The 22,459-nt window shown below is 36.5% G+C and carries 16 protein-coding genes; 6 read left to right on the forward strand and 10 right to left on the reverse strand.

Annotated elements, in window-relative coordinates:
* The first annotated feature begins 32 nt into the window (after window positions 1–32).
* The 5 genes from ACIQZ6_RS01295 (at window position 33) to ACIQZ6_RS01315 (ending at window position 6,403) form a co-directional block, all read left to right on the forward strand.
* Window positions 33–464, forward strand: coding sequence for a deoxycytidylate deaminase (locus ACIQZ6_RS01295; RefSeq protein WP_395807409.1), 432 nt, complete (start codon window positions 33–35; stop codon window positions 462–464).
* A gap of 90 nt (window positions 465–554) precedes the next feature.
* Window positions 555–2,396, forward strand: a complete 1,842-nt coding sequence (locus tag ACIQZ6_RS01300; RefSeq protein WP_395807411.1) for a UbiD family decarboxylase — start codon at window positions 555–557, stop codon at window positions 2,394–2,396.
* Between the two features lie 80 nt (window positions 2,397–2,476).
* Window positions 2,477–4,027, forward strand: a complete 1,551-nt coding sequence (gene guaA, locus ACIQZ6_RS01305; RefSeq protein WP_395807413.1) for a glutamine-hydrolyzing GMP synthase — start codon at window positions 2,477–2,479, stop codon at window positions 4,025–4,027.
* A 19-nt stretch (window positions 4,028–4,046) separates the two neighbouring features.
* Window positions 4,047–5,225: an ABC transporter substrate-binding protein gene (locus ACIQZ6_RS01310; RefSeq protein WP_395807415.1), complete on the forward strand. Its 1,179-nt coding sequence runs from the start codon at window positions 4,047–4,049 to the stop codon at window positions 5,223–5,225.
* Window positions 5,222–6,403: an RsmB/NOP family class I SAM-dependent RNA methyltransferase gene (locus ACIQZ6_RS01315; RefSeq protein WP_395807417.1), complete on the forward strand. Its 1,182-nt coding sequence runs from the start codon at window positions 5,222–5,224 to the stop codon at window positions 6,401–6,403. The genes ACIQZ6_RS01310 and ACIQZ6_RS01315 overlap by 4 nt, the downstream gene beginning before the upstream one ends.
* Window positions 6,404–6,409: 6 nt before the next feature.
* Here the strand turns inward: ACIQZ6_RS01315 and ACIQZ6_RS01320 are convergent, their stop codons facing one another.
* The 3 genes from ACIQZ6_RS01320 to ACIQZ6_RS01330 all read right to left on the reverse strand — a co-directional run bounded on the left by ACIQZ6_RS01320 (window position 6,410) and on the right by ACIQZ6_RS01330 (window position 11,027).
* The gene (locus tag ACIQZ6_RS01320; RefSeq protein WP_395807419.1) at window positions 6,410–6,979 is read right to left on the reverse strand and encodes a MarC family protein; all 570 of its coding nucleotides are present in this window, start codon (window positions 6,977–6,979) and stop codon (window positions 6,410–6,412) included.
* Between the two features lie 108 nt (window positions 6,980–7,087).
* Window positions 7,088–8,563 carry an amino acid permease gene (locus tag ACIQZ6_RS01325; protein ID WP_395807421.1) on the reverse strand — a complete coding sequence of 492 codons (1,476 nt, stop codon included), beginning with the start codon at window positions 8,561–8,563 and terminating at the stop codon, window positions 7,088–7,090.
* A gap of 193 nt (window positions 8,564–8,756) precedes the next feature.
* Window positions 8,757–11,027 (reverse strand): sodium-translocating pyrophosphatase, encoded by a 2,271-nt coding sequence (locus tag ACIQZ6_RS01330; protein ID WP_395807423.1) that lies wholly within the window; start codon window positions 11,025–11,027, stop codon window positions 8,757–8,759.
* 288 nt (window positions 11,028–11,315) lie between these two features.
* Here ACIQZ6_RS01330 and ACIQZ6_RS01335 point away from each other — a divergent pair, with 288 nt between their 5' ends.
* Entirely contained in the window at window positions 11,316–12,737 is a 1,422-nt protein-coding gene (locus ACIQZ6_RS01335) for an APC family permease (RefSeq protein WP_395807425.1), read from the forward strand.
* Window positions 12,738–13,016: 279 nt separating this feature from the next.
* Here ACIQZ6_RS01335 and ACIQZ6_RS01340 read toward each other — a convergent pair whose 3' ends face one another.
* From ACIQZ6_RS01340 to ACIQZ6_RS01370, 7 genes are all read right to left on the reverse strand, one after another.
* On the reverse strand, window positions 13,017–14,327 hold the full coding sequence (locus ACIQZ6_RS01340) for a bifunctional folylpolyglutamate synthase/dihydrofolate synthase (RefSeq protein WP_395807427.1): 1,311 nt from the start codon (window positions 14,325–14,327) through the stop codon (window positions 13,017–13,019).
* A 366-nt stretch (window positions 14,328–14,693) separates the two neighbouring features.
* On the reverse strand, window positions 14,694–15,515 hold the full coding sequence (locus tag ACIQZ6_RS01345; RefSeq protein ID WP_395807429.1) for an energy transducer TonB: 822 nt from the start codon (window positions 15,513–15,515) through the stop codon (window positions 14,694–14,696).
* The gene (locus ACIQZ6_RS01350; protein ID WP_395807431.1) at window positions 15,512–15,913 is read right to left on the reverse strand and encodes an ExbD/TolR family protein; all 402 of its coding nucleotides are present in this window, start codon (window positions 15,911–15,913) and stop codon (window positions 15,512–15,514) included. Before ACIQZ6_RS01350 ends, ACIQZ6_RS01345 begins: the two co-directional genes overlap by 4 nt.
* Entirely contained in the window at window positions 15,910–16,608 is a 699-nt protein-coding gene (locus ACIQZ6_RS01355) for a MotA/TolQ/ExbB proton channel family protein (RefSeq protein ID WP_395807433.1), read from the reverse strand. The genes ACIQZ6_RS01350 and ACIQZ6_RS01355 overlap by 4 nt, the downstream gene beginning before the upstream one ends.
* The gene (locus ACIQZ6_RS01360; RefSeq protein WP_395807435.1) at window positions 16,608–17,651 is read right to left on the reverse strand and encodes an SPOR domain-containing protein; all 1,044 of its coding nucleotides are present in this window, start codon (window positions 17,649–17,651) and stop codon (window positions 16,608–16,610) included. Before ACIQZ6_RS01360 ends, ACIQZ6_RS01355 begins: the two co-directional genes overlap by 1 nt.
* Before the next feature lie 46 nt (window positions 17,652–17,697).
* Window positions 17,698–19,368 (reverse strand): TonB-dependent receptor, encoded by a 1,671-nt coding sequence (locus tag ACIQZ6_RS01365; RefSeq protein WP_395807437.1) that lies wholly within the window; start codon window positions 19,366–19,368, stop codon window positions 17,698–17,700.
* Complete coding sequence (locus tag ACIQZ6_RS01370; RefSeq protein ID WP_395807439.1) at window positions 19,368–22,400, reverse strand: tetratricopeptide repeat protein; 3,033 nt, start codon at window positions 22,398–22,400, stop codon at window positions 19,368–19,370. The genes ACIQZ6_RS01365 and ACIQZ6_RS01370 overlap by 1 nt, the downstream gene beginning before the upstream one ends.
* Window positions 22,401–22,459: the final 59 nt, after the last annotated feature.

Consider the following 22,459-nt stretch of genomic DNA (forward strand, 5'->3'; position numbering starts at 1 on the left):
TGAAGGAAAAACCAAGCTTCGACTTGATATTTATGAATCTAGCAACCGACCTGGCTTCACGCTCACATTGCGTGAAAGCCCAGGTCGGTGCTGTTTTAACTAAAGACACTAGGATCATCTCAATTGGTTATAATGGACCTCCTGCAGGTACACATAATTGTGATGAAGAATGGCCAGATTCTGGCTGCCCACGCGATTCAAAGAATAGTTGTTCACTTGCATTGCATGCTGAAGAAAATGCTATTCTGTATGCTGTTAAGAACGGCATGTCACTAGATGGCACAACACTCTATTTAACGCTTTCTCCATGTATTTCCTGTGCAAGGATCATTTATTCATCTGGCATTAAAAAGGTATGGTATAAGGCTTCTTATGCCGAATATAAGGGGCTTCCGAGCGACGAAGGGGTTGACTTTTTAATTAAATTTGGTATCGAATGCAAAAGGTACGATACCCTATTATAATCTTTTAAACATAAATTTAAAACACTCAGTTTCCTGAACCACAATTTCATAAATTGCATCCTAAATTAATGCAATTTTTTAGTTTAACTCATGGGGTATAAAAGTCTTGCCGAATGTGTTTCTGATCTTGAAAAAAATGGACATCTCATCCGGATAAAAGAAGAGGTAGATCCTTATCTCCAGGCAGCTGCGATACATTTGCGTGTTTTTGAAAATGAAGGTCCGGCAATACTTTTTGAGAATATTAAAGGCAGTAAGTTTCCTGCAGTATCAAACTTGTTTGGAACTTTGGAGAGATCTAAATTTATGTTCAGGGATACTCTTGATGCCATTAAGACCCTGGTTGATTTGAAATCTGACCCATTAAAAGCATTAAAAAATCCATTAAAATATGCAGGCGCAGGCATGACTGCATTTTCTGCTTTGCCCTGGAATAATGGCCTTTTTTCTCCTATAAAATTTGGCAAAACTAGTATTTCAGCCTTGCCTCAGATAGTAAACTGGCCAATGGATGGCGGCCCCTTTGTAACAATGCCTCAGGTTTATACAGAAGATATCGATAAACCTGGCATTATGAATGCAAATTTAGGAATGTACCGTATCCAGCTTGGCGGAAATGAATATATTCAGAATCAAGAAATAGGTCTACATTACCAATTGCACCGTGGAATAGGTGTTCATCAAACTAAAGCTAATGCAAAAGGGAAGGCATTAAAGGTTAGCATATTTATTGGTGGACCACCAGCTCATCCATTAGCAGCGGTAATGCCTTTGCCTGAGGGCTTATCTGAAATGACATTTGCTGGAGCTCTAGGTAACCGTCGTTTCCGATATTTTTATGATTCTGAAGGCTTCTGCATTTCATCGGATGCTGATTTTGTGATAACTGGTATCGTTGAGCCCGGTCAGAATAAACCTGAGGGGCCATTCGGCGATCATTTGGGCTATTATAGTCTTAAACATCTTTTCCCTTTACTGAAGGTTCGCAATGTCTACCATCGTAAAAATGCAATATGGTCGTTTACTGTAGTTGGCCGACCACCACAGGAGGATACTAGTTTTGGTGCATTGATTCATGATATTACCGGCTCTGCTATTCCAAAAGAAATTCCGGGACTTCATGAAGTTAATGCGGTTGATGCTGCAGGAGTGCATCCATTATTATTTGCTATTGGTAGCGAACGATACACTCCTTTCCTTAAGGAAAGAAAACCTCAAGAAATTTTAACTATAGCGAATCATATTTTAGGTAAAAGTCAACTTAGCCTTGCTAAATATTTATTTATTTCTAGCAAGGAAGATGATCCTTTACTTAAAACAAGTGATATTTCAGGTTTCATTAAACACATATTGGAGCGCATTGATCTAAGTCGCGATCTGCATTTTTATACCAGAACAACTATAGATACCCTTGATTACAGCGGGACTGATATTAATTCTGGTTCAAAGCTTGTTATTGCTGCTGCAGGAGATAAAAAACGAACCTTATGGACAGAATTGCCAGATTCCTTTGCTCTGCCAAGGCCATTTGATCAATTTAAAATGGTTATACCAGGTGTTTTAGCCGTTCAAGCTCCTCCATTTTTAACCCATGAGCAGGCAGAAAGCGAACTAAAAATTCTGAATAGTACATTAGCTTCTGCAGATTTGGATGGCTTGCCACTTTTTATTTTGTGTGATGATGCAGGTTTTGTAGCTAAAACGATTAATAATTTTGTCTGGGTAAGCTTTACTAGAAGTAATCCTTCGCATGATATTTATGGCATTAACTCATTTACAGAGCATAAACATTGGGGCTGCAGAGGCCCGCTGATCATCGATGCCCGCATTAAAAAACATCATGCCCCTGAACTCATCAAAGATGCACAAGTGGAGAAGAAAGTTGACAGTATGTTTAACAAGGGTGGTGCACTTTATGGAATAATGCGCTGATTTAAATAAAAATATGATAAAAACCTTCAAAGGTTTATCATAATACTTTCTGCCTCTCTACAAAAAAGTTATCTTTGCCCATGCAAGAAAAAATCATCATTCTTGACTTCGGTTCGCAATACACTCAACTTATTGCACGTAGAGTCAGAGAGCTTAACGTATACTGCGAGATACATCCATTTAATCACCTTCCTGTCTTCAAGGACTCCTCTGGAGAATTTGATAGTTCTGTTAAAGGAATCATCCTTTCTGGAAGCCCTTATTCAGTAAGACAGGAGGATGCTCCTCAGGTTGACATAGAAGAGCTACAGCAAAAATTCCCTATTCTTGGCGTTTGTTATGGAGCACAATACATAGCTCAGAAATCTGGAGGAGAGGTTAAAGCATCCTCCACACGTGAGTATGGCAGAGCTTGCCTTGATTTTATTGATCATACACATCCTCTATTTAAAAATATCCCAGAAGGATCTCAAACATGGATGTCGCATGCAGATACCATTGCCTCAATACCAGATAATTTTGAGATCATTGCCAGTACTGATTCTGTAAAAATTGCTGCCTACCATATTAAGAATTCAAAGGTTTATGGCATACAATTTCATCCAGAAGTAACGCATAGCACAGATGGAAAACAATTACTTCAAAACTTTCTGGTAGATATTTGTGCTTGCAAGCAGGATTGGACTCCTGATGCTTTTATTGAAACCACTATTCAGGCCCTCAAAGATAAAATTGGCAATGATAAGGTGATTTTAGGATTGTCTGGGGGTGTAGATTCTTCTGTTGCAGCAGTGCTGCTTCATCAGGCTATTGGTAAAAACCTTCATTGTATTTTTGTTGATAATGGTTTATTGCGTAAAAATGAGTTTGAGCAGGTTCTAGATTCTTACCAGCATATGGGACTTAATGTTCGCGGGGTAAGGGCTGGCGACCGGTTTTTAAGTCAACTTGCCGGAATTAAAGATCCTGAAACCAAAAGAAAAGCAATTGGAAGGGTATTTATAGAAGTGTTTGATGATGCTGCTCATGAAGTTCAGGATGTAAAATGGTTAGGACAGGGTACGATATATCCTGATGTGATTGAATCAGTTTCTGTTAAAGGTCCATCGGCAACTATAAAATCACACCATAATGTAGGAGGTTTACCTGACTTTATGAAACTTAAGGTTGTGGAGCCTTTAAATACACTATTTAAAGATGAAGTTAGAAGAGTTGGTAAAACATTAGGTATGGATAGTGCGCTGTTAGGCAGACATCCATTTCCAGGACCAGGCCTAGCAATTCGAATTTTAGATGATATTACCCCAGAAAAGGTGGCTATTCTTCAGGAAGCCGATGCTATTTATATCAATAACCTTAAATCTTCTGGATGGTATGACAAAGTTTGGCAGGCAGGTGCTATATTTTTGCCTGTGCAATCAGTTGGCGTTATGGGCGATGAAAGAACCTATGAGCACGTGATCTGTTTAAGGGCTGTAAGTTCTGTTGACGGGATGACTGCAGATTGGAGTCATTTGCCATACGATCTTCTTGCTAAGATATCCAATGAAATAATTAATAATGTAAAAGGAATTAACAGAGTTGTGTATGATATTAGTTCCAAACCGCCTGCAACTATTGAGTGGGAATAATTTTGTAATACTATTGAGCATGCTGATTTTTTTATCTGCATGCTCAAAAAAGATTACAGCTCCAAAGCCGGTTGAAATAACTTCGCCAGTAGAAAGAGAGAAACAGAAAGAAATTGTACCTGTAAAAAAGCAAACCAATCATTCAATAGCTCTTTTACTGCCATTTGAATTAAATTCCATCAATCTTAAGACTGCTGGTCGCAAAGATATTGCAAAAGCTGACCTAGCCATAGATTTTTATCAGGGTTTTAAGCTTGCACTTGACTCACTTATCATAAACGGTCATCATTTTAATCTTCAGGTATTTGATACACAAAGTCAGGAAACCAGAGTGGTGAACCTGGCTATGGCTAGTTCGGTAAGAAGTAATGACTTGATCATTGGGCCTGTTTTTCCGGATGCAATCAAGACCTTTGCTGATTTCTCGGAATTAGGCCAGACGTTACAGATCTCACCTTTAGCCGCATCTATACCGGCCGAATTCAATAATCCGCGACTCGTTACGGTAACTAATACTATTAATCAGCACGGTCAGAAAATAGCTGAATTTATACATCTGAATTATAAACCTGAATTAGTCAACTTGGTATTAATCAATACTCAAAAGACTGAGGATGCAAAGTTTTCTTCCTTTTTTAAGAGCTCTTTGGCCAAAATTTCGGGAGGGAAGTTTCGTATTATTGAAAGGCCCACTGCAATTGCCATTGAAAGCTATTTGGATCCTACAAAAGTTAACCTGCTTATCATTGCATCGGCTGATAGAATATTTCTTCTGCCGACAATAGATAAACTGTATAAATTACTCAATCAAAGGTATAAGATTGAGTTATTTGGACACCCCAACTGGATCAAAGCCAAGTATTTAAGCCAAGAAAAGATGCAGGCTCTTACCACACGAATCTCTACATCCTATTTCGTGAATTATAAAGCACAGAATGTTAAAAATTTCATTTCACGCTATCGGGATGAGTATAGCATTGAGCCCTCAGAGTATTCATTTAAAGGGTTTGATATTGGCTATTATTTTGGAGGGCTACTTGAAAAGTATGGAAAAGATTATGCAGATCACCTGCAAGATAGCGTTTATCAGGGCCTGCATACTGTTTTTAAGTTTTCTAAAGATCCGAAATTTGGATACATCAATGATGAGCTAATATTACTCAGGTATACTAATTTTGAACTTCAACCGGTAAAATGAGATCAGAACAGCAGCTCAGATCCTTTATAAAGGTTCTCAATACTTACCCTGGAGATAGGCCTATTACTAAATTTCTGCCCGATTTTTTTAAGAAAAATAAGCAGATGGGCTCAACAGATCGTCGATCAGCATCCAGGTTGTTGTACAATTATTTCAGATTAGGAAGGGCCTTGTCAGATAAAACAACCGAGCAAAGACTTTTTCTTGCAGAGTTCTTGTGCAGCTCGGCACACAATCCTTTTCTTCAACATTTTCGTCCTGATTTGAATGATAAAATAGATTTGTTGCTTGATGAAAAGCTAAAGTATGCAGAAGTAAATGAAGGCTTGGTATTAACCGATGTTTTCCCTTTTACAAGTCACTTGTCTGATGGGATTGATGAATATCAATTTCTTTCCTCGTTGTTTATCCAGCCTGACCTGTTTATTCGGGTAAATCCTGCGGCACTGTCCAATGTTTTGAATATACTCCTTGATAGTGGTATTGAATACAAACAAATTGGAGATTTTACCATTGTATTGCCAAATGGAACCAACCTGGGTTCATTATTTCCGGATTCAAGTTATGCTGTTAAACCATTTGAAGTTCAGGATCTTTCTTCTCAGCATACCTTGAACTATTTCAAGCCAAACCGTTATGAACATTGGTGGGATGCTTGTGCAGCTTCAGGTGGTAAATCATTGTTATTGTTTTCTGAACAGCCTGATATTAAACTTGTAGTTTCAGATATCCGAGAAAGTGTACTAGATAATCTGGATGAACGATTTATTGCAGTGGGATTACGTACCTATCAAAAGAAATTAATAGATCTTACAACAAATCCTGATCCTGAACTCCATCATTATGAGTTTGACGGTATCATTCTGGATGCTCCCTGTAGTGGTTCAGGTACATGGGGAAGAACTCCTGAAATGATCAGTCAGTTTGAGGAATATAAAATCAAGGGATTTCAAAACTTGCAAAAGACTATTGCCGTAAATACAATAAAGTATCTTAAATCGGGTAAACCTCTGATTTATATAACTTGCTCAGTTTTCAGAGAGGAAAATGAAGATGTAGTTAGTTTCCTTCAGTCTGAACATGGCATGAAGCTAGAAGCTTTAGAATTGATCAGTGGCTACACCAGAAAGGCGGATACTATGTTTGTTGCCCGGTTAATTATGCCGGATAACAAATAATATCAATTACAATCCCGTGTTATTTCTAAACAGCTTTATGGCAATAGCTAAAAGGATGATCCCGAATGCTTTACGCATGATATTTAAGCCTGTTTTTCCTAGTATTTTTTCCAGATAGATGGTATTCTTTAATACAATGTATACAAAGATCATATTCAGAATTATTCCTACAATGATATTTTGAGTAGCATATTCCGATTTTAAAGATAGGAGGGTGGTTAGTGTTCCTGACCCTGCAATCAATGGAAATGCAAGTGGAACAATAGATGCACTTTCTGGAGCTTCTTCTTTAAATAAATTAATGCCTAATATCATTTCCATTGCAATAATAAAAATCACCACAGAACCGGCAATCGCAAAAGAAGAAATATCAAGACCGATTATTTTTAGCATTTCCTCTCCAATAAAGAGAAAAAATATCATGAGTAGTAGTGCTACAATAGATGCTTTTTCTGATTGGATATGGCCAACTTTATTACGCAGAGAGATCACAATTGGAATTGAACCCAGAATATCAATGATGGCAAAAAGTATCATTGTAACAGACAGAATCTGGTTATAGTTGAAATTTTCCATGCTTGTGATTCTTTAAATTTCTAATAGTATAATGCTATTTTATTTCTTTTAATTAAAAAAAAGGTCTCAGAATTGTCTGAAACCTTTTTTATACTAGTGAAATTCAGACTATTCTCTGTCTTTTTCAACTATTTTTCCGTCTCTCAGTTCACGAACTTTACTGTGCTTCTTACCGTAGATAAAGTATATTATTACTCCAAGTGCCATCCAAATTCCTAGACGGTACCAACTTTCTGCTGGCAAAGTGTACATTAAATACACACAAACTATAATTCCCATTACAGGTACAAAAGGTACCCATGGAGTTCTGAATGGTCTGACCACATCTGGAAGTGATTTACGTAGAACCATGATTCCGATACATACTAAGGTAAAGGCGAACAATGTGCCGATACTTACCATATGTCCTAAATCTGATACTGGCACTAAACCAGCAAAAAGACTTACAAAAACAAGGAAGAATAAATTAGTTTTCCATGGCGTACGGAAACTAGGATGAACTGCTGCAAAGAACTTTGGCAATAAACCATCTTTAGCCATAGTGAAAAATACACGTGATTGGCCCATAAGCATAACCAGAATAACTGAAGTATATCCAGCAAGTATTGCAATGATTAAAGCATCTTGTAAATAGGTATAACCTGTCATAGCAAAAGCTGTAGCTGCAGGTTTTGCATCGCCAGCAAAGTCTTTATAATTTACAAGACCTGTCATTACGTGAGCAAAAAGTACATAAAGTATAGTACAAACAACTAGTGAACCTAATATTCCTATTGGCATTCCTTTTTGAGGATCTTTAGCTTCCTGAGCTGCAGTTGATACCGCATCAAAGCCAATAAAGGCAAAGAATACTACCGCTGCCCCTGTTGAGATACCTGACCATCCAAAATTTTCGAATTTACCGGTGTTTTCTGGAATATAGGGTACATAATTGTCTGGATTAATATGACTCCATCCTAAAATGATGAATATTAATACGACAGTTACCTTTAAAATTACTAGGAAGTTATTCATATTGGCAGATCCCTGAGTACCACGAATCAATACAAGAGAAAGAACACTGACAATAAAAATGGCTGGTAAATTAATTATACCGCCATTAATTACGGTACCATCTCCCAATTTCATCGTTTCCCATGGGGATACAATGAATTCATGCGGAAGATTAATATTGTATTTGTGAAGGAGTTCTAAGAGGTATCTTGACCAGCTTACGGCTACTGTAGCAGCTCCTAAAGCATATTCTAGAACTAGATCCCAACCAATAATCCAGGCCATAAACTCACCCATTGTAGCATAAGAATAGGTGTATGCACTTCCAGCAACTGGAATCATGGATGCAAATTCTGCATAGCAGAGTCCGGCGAATGCACAAGCAAAAGCAGCTAGAGCAAATGAGATGGTAACTGCTGGACCAGCATTTTCTGCAGCTGCAATTCCTGTAAGAGAAAATAATCCGGCGCCTATAATTGCACCTATTCCCAAAGCAACTAGATTTATACTGCTTAACGATCGTTTTAATGTGCCTTCACCTGTCTCATTTGATTCGAACATTAACTGCTCGATAGATTTTTTGTGGAACATACGAATTGGTTTAGTTAATATAGTTTATGTGAAAGTATGATTTTTACTGGTTTCAAACGTAATTAATTAAAATGGTATAATGAAACCAGATTGTTCTTGCCAAATGGATAAGGATAAATAGTAGTAAGCTTATCAGATGAGAATTCAGTTAACACAAAAAGGAATTCAATTTGAATTCCTTTTTGTGTTAATATCATCTTCTAATTGTATCAGTTGTATTTACAATGGTATCGATGGTTGTATTACCGGCCTGATCTTCAGATTTGATCACTTTTATTTCTTTTTTAACTTCAACAGTTACCTTATGACTCAAACCTGCAGAAATATGAGGGGCAATAATCAAGGATACGATTGACATAAGTTTGATTAGGATATTCATCGAAGGGCCAGATGTATCTTTAAATGGATCTCCAACAGTATCTCCAGTAACAGAAGCTTTATGTGGCTCAGATTTTTTGTAATACATCTCACCATCAATCTCAACACCTTTTTCAAATGATTTTTTTGCATTATCCCATGCGCCACCTGCATTAGACTGGAACATACCCATCAACACACCTGAAACAGTAACACCTGCTAATAGTCCGCCTAAAACCTCAGGACCAAAAGAAAATCCAATGATGATTGGAACGATAAGGGCAATTGCACCAGGTAACATCATTTCACGAATAGATGCTTTTGTTGAAATAGCAACACATTTTTCATATTCAGGTTTTGCTTTGTATTCCATGATGCCAGGAATTTCGCGAAACTGTCTGCGTACTTCATTCACCATGTCCATAGCTGCTCTGCCTACTGCAGAAATACAAAGTGCTGAGAAAATAAATGGAATCATTCCTCCAACAAATAATCCTGCAAGTACATCTGCTTTATAAATATCAATATGATCTATACCAGCAACACCAACAAATGCAGCAAATAAGGCAAGTGATGTTAAGGCAGCAGAAGCAATTGCAAAACCTTTTCCAGTTGCGGCAGTAGTATTACCTACAGCATCCAGGTTATCGGTACGATCTCTAACTTCTGACGGTAATCCACTCATCTCGGCTATACCACCTGCGTTATCTGCAATTGGACCAAAAGCATCGATTGATAATTGCATGGCAGTAGTAGCCATCATTCCAGCTGCAGCAATTGCTACACCATAAAATCCTGCAAAATAGAAAGATCCGTAAATACCAGCAGCAAGCACCAGGATTGGAGCAACTGTTGATTCCATGCCTACGGCTAAACCTGAAATGATATTGGTTGCATGACCTGTTGAAGATTGTTTGATAATACTAAGAACTGGACGTTTACCCATTGCTGTGTAATATTCAGTGATTAGACTCATTAATGTTCCAACAACCAGTCCTACAATGATGGAATAAAATACATCCATACTTGTAAAGGCAATAGCGCCCTCTTTTAAGGTGCCACCTACCATATCTCTGCTCATGAACATTTCACCGGCAGGCAACATCCATTTTACTGCGAAGAAAGAAACAATAGCAGTTAATATAATTGAAGACCAGTTACCCATGTTCAACGCATTCTGAACACTGTCGGTTTCTTTACTAATTCTTACAAATGCCGTAGCAACAATTGATAATATTAATCCAAGACCAGCAATTAGCATTGGTAAAAGGATAGGAGCAATTCCTCCAAAATTATCGATAGAAACAATTTCACGACCAAGAATCATGGTTGCTAATATAGTTGCAACATAAGATCCGAATAGATCGGCACCCATACCAGCTACATCACCAACATTATCACCAACATTATCAGCAATAGTTGCAGGATTTCTTACATCATCTTCAGGAATACCTGCTTCAACTTTACCCACAAGATCAGCACCTACATCGGCAGCTTTGGTATAAATACCACCACCAACACGTGCAAATAATGCAATAGACTCTGCACCAAGTGAAAAACCAGCTAAAACTTCGAGTGCTTTTTCCATCTCTTTTCCATTCACACTGCCACCCGTATTTACAACATACATATTATAGAATACAATGAATAAGCTTCCAAGCCCTAAAACAGCAAGACCAGCAACACCAATTCCCATTACACTTCCACCAGTGAAAGAAACCTGTAGTGCTTTTGCTAAGCTTGTACGTGCAGCCTGAGTAGTACGAACATTTGCCTTAGTGGCAATGTTCATTCCTATATAACCCGCAAGGGCTGAGGTAAATGCACCAATAACAAAAGAAATTGCAATTACCCAGCTTGAAGTTTCAACCAGTGTGCCCGAATAGGCTAACAAAATAGCTGCGATTACCGAGAAATATCCAAGTACCTTCCATTCAGCTTTAAGAAAAGCCATAGCTCCGTCAGCAATATAACCTGAAAGCCGTTGCATATTTTCATCGCCAGGATCCTGTTTAGTAACCCAGGCTGATTTTATAGCCATAATTACGATGCCAAAAACCCCCATCGCCGGTATTAGATAAATTAAATTGTTTTGTAAAAACTCCATGGATAATGCTTTGTTTATATTCGTTATTTTTTCTTATACAATCGGCAAAAATAGCAGGCTTATTCTATTAATCAAACACTGAAATTAAGAATGTTAGGATATTCAATCATTTTTCTTCCATGTTATATCTATAGCGTCTGATTATGAGTTAGTTATGTAAATTATTAATTTGAGTTTTTTGTACTTTTTTTTTCACTAAATAAAGAATAATCGGATTTTGAATAATTTTATTGATTACAGATATTTTTTTAATGTAAGTTTAATCTTAAATCAAAACTCAATATTAATATGAATGAAGCTTTAGACCAAAATGAAATGAAGCGAGAGCTCGGTCTTTTAGATGCAACATTACTGGTTGCAGGTAGTATGATCGGTTCAGGAATTTTTATCGTTGCAGCTGATATTACTCGTAATGTTGGTTCTGCCGGATGGCTGATTGCTGTTTGGTTAATTACCGGATTAATGACCTTAATTGCAGCGGTTAGCTATGGAGAACTCAGTGCAATGTTTCCTAAGGCTGGTGGACAGTATGTTTATCTGAAAGAAGCCTACAACCCATTGGTGGGGTTTTTATATGGCTGGAGTTTCTTTGCTGTAATACAAACTGGTACTATAGCAGCGGTTGGAGTGGCTTTTTCAAAGTTTACCGCATATTTATGGCCTCAGGTTAGTGAAGATCTCATCCTATTTACTCTGGGTTCAGTTAAAATATCGGCAGCACAGGTTCTGGCAATTGGTATAATTATATTGCTTACCTATATCAATACAAAAGGAGTAAAGGGTGGTAAAATGATTCAAACTTCATTTACCCTAACCAAATTGCTAAGTCTTTTTGGTCTGATTATCTTTGGATTTATTGTAATGAAGCCTGAAATATGGACATCTAATTGGGAGAATGCATGGAGCATGCAAAAGCTAAACCCTGATGGTACATTTCAGTCGCTCACCATTGCTGCCGCTCTAGGTGCAGTTGCTGCGGCCATGGTTGGTTCTATCTTTAGCAGTGATGCGTGGAATAACGTGACCTTCATTGCCGGTGAAGTTAGAAATCCGAAGAGAAATATCGGATTGAGTTTATTTCTGGGTACAATGATCGTAACCATTGTATATGTTCTTGCCAATCTTGTTTATTTGGCAGTGCTGCCTTTAGAAGAAATTGCATATGCAGAAAAAGACAGAGTTGCTGTTGCTGCTTCAAGTGTGATATTCGGTAATGTTGGAACAGTAATTATTGCACTTATGATTATGGTTTCGACTTTTGGTTGTAATAATGGATTAATTTTGGCTGGAGCCCGGGTATACCATACCATGGCAAATGATGGTTTGTTCTTTAAAAAGACAGCCAATTTAAATAAGCATGCCGTTCCTGAATTCGGATTATGGTTACAATGTCTGGTGGCATCTGTTTTATGCTTGAGTGGAAAATATGGCGACCTGCTCGATATGATTTCTTTTGTTGTGGTTATTTTTTATGTATTGACAATTTTGGGAATCTACATCTTAAGAGTTAAACGACCAGAGGCAGAAAGACCTTACAAAGCTTTTGGATATCCTTTTCTTCCGGCATTGTACATTATTATGGGAATCAGCTTTTGTATTTTACTTATTATTTACAAGCCCAATTTTACCTGGCCCGGATTGATCATCGTGTTAACAGGTGTACCTATTTTTTATATGTGGAAAGCATTGGATAAAAATAAGAGTAGTTAAAAGAGTTATTTTTATTTAATCCTTATTGTGAGAACCGGCACATTTTTTTGTTGCCGGTTCTTTGTTTTAGGGTAAACCGCAATGGAAGTTTAGCAGCTAAGCTTATTATTTAATTGCTTAAAGTGTCGGAGAAAAGCGCTTATTTATGATTTTTTTAAAGTGAATTACTAGCCACTGGGGTTTGTGCAATTCTTGCTGAAACGATTAAAGCCTGCTGTTTGTTTACCTTTTGCATGATAGTATCAAAAGGAATCCATAAAAAGAATAGTATTCTAATTTTTAAATAATTTCAGCTACTACAAAGGTGCTGCCACCGATAAAAATAAGGTCGGTATTTCCTGCATTCTTTTTTGCTTGATCAAAAGCGGCTTGTACTGTTGGATAAAAAGCACCTTTCAGTCCAAATTTAGCTGCTTCTAATTGCAAGTCATTTGCCGGCTTTGCTCTTTGAATAGTTGGCTCACAGAAATAATAATATGCTTTTTGAGGTAATAGACTCAAAATTTTAGAAATATCCTTGTCTTTCACCATGCCAATAACCATATGAAGCTCCTTGTGAGGTGTTAAATTGATATTTTTGATTACCTCCCTGATCCCATCTTCATTATGTCCGGTATCACAAATAATTTGTGGATTATAATTTAGCGAATGCCAGCGCCCCATCAAGCCAGTAAGCTTTTTTACCTGCCTTAAAGCAGACAGGATATCTTGGTCATCTATTTGATAGCCAATAAGTTTTAATTGCTTTACAGCGCTTAATACGCCTGCCAGATTCTTTAATTGGTAGCTTCCGGTAAGATCTAATTCAATACTGTTAAAACTAAAAACAGGAATTTCAGTAGTTATTTTTTGTCTGATTTCTAATTTCAGTAATCTAGATGAGTTATTTTGTGTTTGAGACCTAAATATATCCCATTCATCACTTGCAAAAGTAAGAACTGAATTCATTTCAAATGCCTTATTGATGAATATGTCTTCAACTTCATCTTGTCGTTGACTAATAACTACTGGCACCTGGTGTTTTATTATACCGGCTTTTTGCGATGCGATCTCATTTAAGGAATCTCCTAAAATATTCATGTGATCATAGCCAATATTACTAATCACACTTAATTCCGGATAAATCACATTAGTAGAATCAAGACTACCACCTAGCCCTACTTCGATAATTGCGATGTCTACCTGTTGTGCAGAAAAGTATTCAAATGCCAAAGCTACAGTAACCTCAAAAAATGAGGGCTCCAATTCTTCTATATACTGCTGATGAGCTTCTACAAATTGAATCACTTCTATTTCAGCGATCATTTCTCCGTTTATCCGGATTCTCTCTCTGAAATCGCGGAGATGCGGCGAGGTGTATAAGCCTGTTTTGTACCCCGCTTCCTGAAGTATGGCAGCCAGCATGTGCGAGGTTGAACCCTTGCCGTTGGTGCCACCGACATGAACAGATTTGAATTTTTTTTGTGGATTTCCAAGTTCCTGACAGAATTTTATTGTATTCTGTAAGCCCGGTTTAATTGCGCCCTTTCCAAGGCTACTGAACATCGGAAGCCTTGAATATAGATAGTGGAGAGTTTCAGGATAATTCATTAATGTCCTAATGATTTTGTTTGCTAATATCCTGAAGAGAATCCTATTCTGGAAATGTAAGGTAAATTAAAACGGCCTGATATTTAAAATATCTTCTGTTTCAGGAACTTTGAAATTACTATTTTTTTGGTCTGTAGATAAAAATTTTGCTTGGTATAAATTGAATCATCTGTTGATTGATTAGCGCTTGTTTTTAGAACTTAGGAAACAAGAGCATCGCTAAATAAGATGAGCAGGAAAATTACGATTAATTACAATAACTGTAGTTTTCAACTTTTTATAAATACCTTAAGAACATAGATTTGAATGAATAGTTCTGATAAAATGGCCAATCGTTTGTGGGGAAATAAAAAATTGGAGGCTGAATTATTTAACCTTAAAATTAAACATCACTACCCCGATTTGTACATCAGGTGCTGATTCTAGTTTGTTTAGAGAAGATCCTATAACGGCTATACGGCATTTTTCCCAGATATCTTTATCGGATAGGGTAGTTCCTTTTACACCAGGAATGGCATTCACCACAATACCATTTTTATCTACATATATTCTTACAGCTACTTTACCATATTTTTGACCATTATCTTTCGGAACAGACAGATTAGTAAACTTCCTGCTTTTTAGGTCTAGTGCATAACTTCCATTACCTGATCCACCTTCTCCATAGTCGGGCGAAAGTGGGTCGCCATTAGTGCTTCCTTGGTTGCCGGCAACGGTACTTGTTCCATCACCTTTTCCAAGACCATCGTTTTTTTTGCCTTTATAAAGCGCATTCTGATTAACTGCAGGCTTGTTGTCTTTAGCCGGCACACTTACAGAAGGTGATTTAGCCGTACTTTTTTCTTTAGTAACAATTTCAGGTGCATCTTCATTATTTTGAGTTGCAATGGCTTTATCTGTAACCTCCGAACTCACATCAGCTGAAGTGTTATTGTCAACAATCACTTTATCTGGTGAAGTATTGTTGGCATCTGGTGAAGTTGAAGGCTCTTCAACACTCATGTAATCATCGCCCATACCGAATTCTGAGGTACCATAATTGACAATGATTCCACCTGTACCTGTATCGGGTTCAACACGGCTCGCAATAATGAAAAAGCTAATCACCAGAAACACGATCATAATACCAGTTGAAATGGCATATGCTTTCGGATAATTGTTCTCTTCTTGTCTGCGATATTCTATCATTTTTTCGTTTCTGTAGCTAAAACAAGTTTTATCTTCAGTTTATTGGCAATATCTGTCAGTTCTATTACATTTTCAATTGCAATGGTACGATCGGCATATAGAATGATGGTTAGGTCAGGAGATGCTTTTTGATAAACCTCTATATTCTGAAATAGATCAGAAGCATTGACCTTTTTCTTTTCTACAAAGTATTCAAGATCCTTTGTAATTGAAACATTGATCGTTTTTTGTGGGATTGATTGACCTGAACTTGATCTTGGCAAGAATAGCTTAACCACATTGGGATTTGCCACAGCTGATGCTAGGAGAAAGAACAGCAGCAAAAAGAACATAATATCGTTCAAAGCCGATGTATGAACCTCAACTGTTCCTCTCTTTTGGCGTTTTCTTAAATTCATTTGCCTGGTTCTTCTAAAAGGTCAATAAACTCAATAGCATCAGTCTCCATTTTAAGGATAATTCTGTCGACCATGATATTTAGAATATGATATAATACATAGGCAATAATACCAATAATCAAGCCAGTTGCTGAAGTGATCATTTTTACATAAAGTCCGCCAGAAATGGTTCCTATTTCGATGATTCCTTTAACAGATACCTCATGAAAAATAGTAATAACCCCAATAATTGTACCTACAAAACCTAGCATTGGCGCTATACCGGCTATAATTCCAAGAATACTGATGTTCTTTTCCAGTTTTGACACTTCTAGTTTTCCAACATTCTCAATTGCACCTTCAATATCTTTGATTGGTCTGCCAATGCGTAAAAGGCCTTTTTCAAGCATTCTTCCAAGTGGGGTATTACTATTTCTGCATATAGCTAGGGCTGAATCTAGTTTTGCAGATTTAACACTCTGCTTTACCTGCAACATCAGGTTCATTTCATCTTTGGAAGCCTTTCTAATGGTTAAATACCGCTCTACAAATATAACTAGGCCCATGAATGCAAGTAATGCCAATGGCACCATTACCCAACCACCTTTGAAAAGGAGTTCAATAAACCTTAATTCTTCACCGGTTTGCATCGTCTGAGTGGTAGCTGCTGCGGTATCAGCAATAGGATTAAGCGTATCAATTTGAAGTAAAAACATTATTTTGGATTTATGGATGGTTTTACCCGGGCTATCCAGGCATCTTTATTTATTTTTTTGTGTATTCTGGTTAATTCTTTTTTAGCTGATTCTTCATCTAAGAACGTACCGGCACTGATTTTAAGCATTTTCCCAGGCATATTTTCAACAACCTTTGCCTGGATTCCTTTTGACCCGATTTGTTTAATGAAAATTTCGGCTTCAGCTTTTATTGAAAATGCAGCTACAATTATCTCATAATTAACGACTTCGCTTGTATTACTTAGAACATCAGATTCATTAGCACTTGTTAGTGCAGTATCCGTTTGTTGCTTTAGGCTATCGGATACTATTGATGCACTATCAACAGTATTTTTTAATATGTCTGAACTTATTTTTGTTGAATCAATTAATTCAGGTGTTTCCTGCTCAACTGTATTATTAGAAGAAAACAGGCCGGCACTTTTGTTTTTAATGAAAGTATTAAAATCAAAATTGAAATAAAACAATGCTGAAACTGCAATTAAAATCGTAAAAAAACTGATGAATAGGATAATCCAAGTTCGCGTCTTCTTGATTTCTTCATATTCTTCTTCTTCTAGATCTTCATGAACATTATTAACAGGCATTTCCTCATTTATTGCAAGAAGTACTTCTGTTTTTAATTCAGAAACAGGTTTTAAACCGAAAAAATGATCAATGGCTCCTAAACTAAGCGATGGCCTTAATTTAAGTAGTCCATCTTCTTTGTAAAGTACGCCTATATGTTGTATTTCTGCCGATTCGGAACTATTAAGGTGTTCTAATATGCTTTTTGAGAATTTTTTAATGAGTTCTTCTACTGAAGAATAACTTAGATTTTTTTCAACACTAATAAACTGAATTAGACTTAAATCGTTGGTTTCACTCTCCTTTAATAATATTTGGTAGCTAGGGGGATAGAATTCATGACTAGCGCTATTAAATGAACCAGCAACCCTTATTTTCATAAAAGTTCCTAATCCAGCAACGTTTATTTCATCCTGTTCAAGTAATAGTTCTCTAATGTAAAAACCTATATCCATTATGTGGCTAATTTAAATTTAAATTGTTAAGCTGCCAAACTAAGCCTTAAAATGAATAGTTCGCTCCGCCTAATAAGGTAAGTCCCATTTTAGGATAATATAAATATCTCTGATAGGATTGTCCGGTTAAATTATTAGCTCTCAAATAAACTCCAATTTTATTATGCACCTTATATTCTGCACCTACACTAAGATCAATAAACCCTTTAAGGGTACTTGAAGAAAATCCACTTCCAGCTGTATTAATTCTTGCATATGTTTCACCCTGAAAAAGAAGTTCGGTATCCAGAAAAAGCTTTTGATTAACCTGAGCGCTAGCATTAGAGATTAGTCTGACAGTTGGTTTGAACCAGGCATGAGTTTGATTAGCCAGATCATATTTGAAGATTTGTGCTTTACCACCAATGCTAAATACATCAGATGCTTTTACATTTAATTCACCTTCCAGACCAAATATAGTACTCGTGCCATTATCATAGATCACATCAAAGCGGTTAACTATCGTTTGATTATTTACCATTAACTGCATATCATCAATGTTTTTAAAATAACCCATGATTTTGTATCCAAATTCTGCGCCTACATTTCCTTTAACTCCAGCTTGTAAATTGATACTCTCCAATGAGTTTTTAATTGATAGATCTTTATTCAAAAATGGATTTTCCAGAGCTAGATCTCGTACAGAGGTTTTTAATACATCTCCATTAACCCCTGCAAATACAACTGCATATTCAGGAATTACAGGAAGCTCTGCCGATACAGATGGGAAAATATTGAGGCGGTTTTTTGCGCCAAATTCTTGTACAATATTTGCTCCTAATATTAATTCATATCCTTTGCCTTTCAAATTTACATAAGGATTCGCCCTTAGTATATTGTTTCCCAGATTATAGGCAGCGTCTTTTGTAGACGTGAAATCTGCCGATGCATTCAGCCCAACATTAAAAAGACTAATTTCTTTATTAACATATCCTTTTAATAGTATTGAGCTTTCTTGTGCATCTTCAATAGTACTAAACTGGTAAGCATTTATACTTGCTGCATAATTAAACGGGGAGGACTGAGCATAATTATTCATTATTTCTGCCTCAGCAGCAATAGTACTGAAGCGTTGTTTACTCATATCAATTGGAGCGCTCGATGCAGGAGCAAATCCATAGAAAAAAGTTGATCGGCGGTCATAGCTTAAATTTCCTGAAATACTATATGAATCAGCTACTGACCTTCCAAAAATGCTAAGTTCCTGATTTGAAAACTGCTGTTTCTCTAAATTGCCTTGCTGCGAAAGGTGCTTAAAATAAGCTCCTGTTTGTAATGCTGCATCACGTCCTGAATTAAAATAAGCTTCAGCCTGTGCAGTATTGAAATTTCCCGCACCCACTTTTAAATAGTTATTAGAAAGCACTGGTAGACGTTCGTCTTCCATTTTCTGGGCTTGAAGTTCTTTGATGTTCGAATTCAGATTAAGCTTTTTATCAATTACACTATAGCTTAAAACTGGTTTAAATGGCTTGGTGCTGTTCATGTCAGGGTTTCTGCGAATCTTAACAGCATCTGCCAAAACTGGCTTATATGGCCTTATAACTTCTATTTCTTCAGTAATATTTGCAGATTGTGTACCGGTGGTAGTTTCGTTTTTTTTATCCTGTGACTGAGCTGTAACAGATAAAACAAACAAACTAACTATCAGTGTATATTTTAAAGTCGGAATATTCATTATCTATTATTTTTTTTCAGTTTATCCAATTTTTCTTTGGCGAGTGTAAGGATGTCATCATCTTTATTCTCGTAATTTTCAATGATACTCTGGAGCGTGCTTTTTGCCTGGAAAGTATCTTTTAAACCAATGTAGTTGTCGGCAATTAGAATATAGGTTTTTGCTACCCAATAATCATGTGAAGGCATTTTATTTGTTAGGTCAAATGCTGAAGAAAGAGAGGTTTTGTATTCACCTCTCAGATATAGAATATTAGCCATATTGTATTTTGCTTCGGCACCTGTTACGGTTTGTGTTTTTTCTGCAACTTCAGTAAAGTCTTTAACTGCTTGAATGGTATCCCCAATAATCAGATTAGCTTTTCCTGAATAAAGTCCTGCTCTGAATAGGTCTTCTTCAGATGATTTATTAGACTCTTTTATGAATTTTACATACTGAAGTGTTTCATCTGGTAAATTCATACTCGAATAAGCCTCCATTAAATTATTAACAGCAAAACTATAATTAGCTTTATACTCAGAAGTTAGTTCAAGTTTTTTAAGGTGGACGATTGCCTCGTTGTATTTCTTTTGAGCAAGGTAGATCTTTGAAATGCTAATCAGGGCACGTTCTGTATAATCACTGGTCCAGTCATTAAGAATAAACTCATAATCCGGAATCGCTTCATTTGGCCTTTTAAGTTTAACTAGACTTTCAGCCCTAATAAAGCGGGCATGTTTGTCATGTACAGCTTTTGGAAATTTATCAAAATAGGCATTTACTGATTCAAATGTACCCTGATAGTCAGCCGTAAGAAACCGATTGTTTGCTGCCTGGAAAGTGATATTATCCTGTTCATACGTGCTTAGGTTTCCAATACTTGTCGTATTCGCATAATCTAGAAAACCGGTAGCATCCGATTTTTGCAGGTAGATATTTTTGATGGATTCTAAGGCTAATTTTGCTTCGTCTGTAGTAGTGTACTCACTCACTACGCGCTTAAATGTCACTATTGCCGCTTCTTCCTGATCTTGGTTAAGTTCTACCAGGCCAATCGTAATTAATGCACGAGGTACATAGCTACTTCTTGGATATTTTTGAATCAGTGCGCTTAAATCTGTTTTTGCAATTTCAAAATCACCTTTAATAAAATAAGTATAGGGAATTTCGAAACTTGCATCATCCGAATAGTTTGATTTTGGAAACTGTTGTAATAAGGATTGATGAGTTGCAATTTTTGAGTCGTTCTGCCCCTGTAAGCCTTGTATCATTCCTCGTTGAAACAATGCATAATCTTCACTTGAAGTTTTTGATGCAATAATCCGGTTATAGTAAACTAGTGCTTCCTCATAATTTTTTAAAACAAAATATGAATCTGCCAATCGAAGTATAGCGTCATTGATTGTATTTGCGTCTTTTTCATTGCCACGAAGGAAACGCGTGAAGTATGTAGCAGCTTTTCTATAACTCTCATGCTCAAAGGCAGCGTAAGCCAATGCGTAATGAGCAAAATTATATACTTCAGTTTTTCGTGAAGCCGGAAGGCTCATGAATTTTTCAAAATTATCAACCGATTCTCCAAATTTTCTAACCTCATACATCGCTTCTGCCAGCCAATAAGTTGATAGTGAATGAATTTCATCGTCTTCAGCATATTTATTGGATCGCATAAACATAGAAATGCCATTCTGGAAAGCACGCTCATTATAATATTCTAGACCTCTATAAAAAGTCACCTTTTGATAAACCGCGTTAGCTTCACGATTTCTATTAGGGATACTTTCAAGGATATCTATGGCATCTTTATAATTTTTTGTGGTCAGCAGGATCTCTCCCAATAAAGTTTTTGCTGGATCTAATTTTACTGAGTTTGGGTAGGTTTTTATGAATTGTTGAGTAGCATCTAGCGCTACTTGATGGAATTCAAGTTCATAAGATAGTTTAGCGTAGTTGAAAAGACCTTCTTCTTGTAATTGTTTGTCGAATGTTAATTTAGAAGCTTTAAAAAATGCACTTCTAGCTGCTTGTTTTGTATTGGTTTTAAGAAATGATTCACCTAAAGCAATCATTCCACTCTGAAAATATTCATCTGCAGTTTCTAGCTTTTCAAGCTCCAAAATTGCTTTTTTATAATCTTTTAGCTTAAATGCAGTATAGCCGATTTGATAATTATCCTGATTGTTCTGCGTTTTTCCCTGATCTTTTCCTTGAAAATTTTGAAAATAAATGCCTGCATTGGTATAATCTGATTTTGCAAAGTAGGATGCCCCAACAATTCGAAACATTTCTGTTTCATAGAGTTGTTTTGTTGACTTGAGTATAGGAATGGCATAACTTAATACATCATCATACCGATTGTCAAGGAAATATAGCGCAGAAATATAATATGGGTAACTATTTTCATACAAACCCGATCCTTTTAATCTCTCGAATTCTATCAATGCTTTTTTATAGTCTTTTTGAAGGTAGCTGATATAAGCAAAATAGTAAATGGACTGTTCATTATAAATGCTTTTTTGATCTTTCAGCTCAGCGAAGAGAACTTTTGCTTGGTCGTATTCTTTGATTTCAAAATGGGAGTAGGCTAATTTATATCGATATTCATACGATTCTTTGCCAGATAAACCAGTTCCTTCTAATTTTTTCAACCATTCAATTACCTTTGGATAATTCTTCAGCGCAAAGTAGGAGCGTCCAACCTGGTAAAATGCAAGCTTCGTAAAGTTGTTTGCAGGATTAGCACGAATAAAGCTTTCAAATAAGGATTCTGCATCGCTATTCCCAAGTTCTAATGCACATAATGCAATATAATACCTTGCATTTTCTTTTAGAAGGTTGATCTCAGGATTAATTTCTGCTTTTACGTTTGATTTTTGATCATTCTTTAGTACGCGATTAAATTGATTGGAAGCCGCAGCATATTTTCCTTTTTCTACTAATTCAATTCCGCTTTTATAGTCCTGGTTCAAATTAAACCATGCCGAGTTTTGAGCTAGCGCCGGAATTGTAAGAAATGCAAGAATCAAAGTGAAGATTGTGTAATTTCTGTACATATGTAAGCAAAATAATAAGTGCTAATTTAATCTAAACCGTCTCAGACTTTTACATTAGT

The sequence above is a fragment of the Daejeonella sp. genome, assembly GCF_044348475.1.
Lineage (GTDB): Bacteria > Bacteroidota > Bacteroidia > Sphingobacteriales > Sphingobacteriaceae > Daejeonella.

Bases quoted from the DNA above. Each gene is read 5' to 3' on its own strand.
- ACIQZ6_RS01360 (WP_395807435.1), bottom strand. From the start codon at position 17,651: ATGGATATAGGTTTTTACATTAGAGAACTATTACTTGAACAGGATGAA.
- ACIQZ6_RS01300 (WP_395807411.1), top strand. From the start codon at position 555: ATGGGGTATAAAAGTCTTGCCGAATGTGTTTCTGATCTTGAAAAAAAT.
- ACIQZ6_RS01335 (WP_395807425.1), top strand. From the start codon at position 11,316: ATGAATGAAGCTTTAGACCAAAATGAAATGAAGCGAGAGCTCGGTCTT.
- ACIQZ6_RS01355 (WP_395807433.1), bottom strand. From the start codon at position 16,608: ATGTTTTTACTTCAAATTGATACGCTTAATCCTATTGCTGATACCGCA.
- ACIQZ6_RS01370 (WP_395807439.1), bottom strand. From the start codon at position 22,400: ATGTACAGAAATTACACAATCTTCACTTTGATTCTTGCATTTCTTACA.
- ACIQZ6_RS01315 (WP_395807417.1), top strand. From the start codon at position 5,222: ATGAGATCAGAACAGCAGCTCAGATCCTTTATAAAGGTTCTCAATACT.
- ACIQZ6_RS01350 (WP_395807431.1), bottom strand. From the start codon at position 15,913: ATGAATTTAAGAAAACGCCAAAAGAGAGGAACAGTTGAGGTTCATACA.
- ACIQZ6_RS01325 (WP_395807421.1), bottom strand. From the start codon at position 8,563: ATGTTCCACAAAAAATCTATCGAGCAGTTAATGTTCGAATCAAATGAG.
- ACIQZ6_RS01310 (WP_395807415.1), top strand. From the start codon at position 4,047: ATGCTGATTTTTTTATCTGCATGCTCAAAAAAGATTACAGCTCCAAAG.
- ACIQZ6_RS01340 (WP_395807427.1), bottom strand. From the start codon at position 14,327: ATGAATTATCCTGAAACTCTCCACTATCTATATTCAAGGCTTCCGATG.
- guaA (WP_395807413.1), top strand. From the start codon at position 2,477: ATGCAAGAAAAAATCATCATTCTTGACTTCGGTTCGCAATACACTCAA.
- ACIQZ6_RS01295 (WP_395807409.1), top strand. From the start codon at position 33: ATGAATCTAGCAACCGACCTGGCTTCACGCTCACATTGCGTGAAAGCC.
- ACIQZ6_RS01320 (WP_395807419.1), bottom strand. From the start codon at position 6,979: ATGGAAAATTTCAACTATAACCAGATTCTGTCTGTTACAATGATACTT.
- ACIQZ6_RS01330 (WP_395807423.1), bottom strand. From the start codon at position 11,027: ATGGAGTTTTTACAAAACAATTTAATTTATCTAATACCGGCGATGGGG.
- ACIQZ6_RS01365 (WP_395807437.1), bottom strand. From the start codon at position 19,368: ATGAATATTCCGACTTTAAAATATACACTGATAGTTAGTTTGTTTGTT.
- ACIQZ6_RS01345 (WP_395807429.1), bottom strand. From the start codon at position 15,515: ATGATAGAATATCGCAGACAAGAAGAGAACAATTATCCGAAAGCATAT.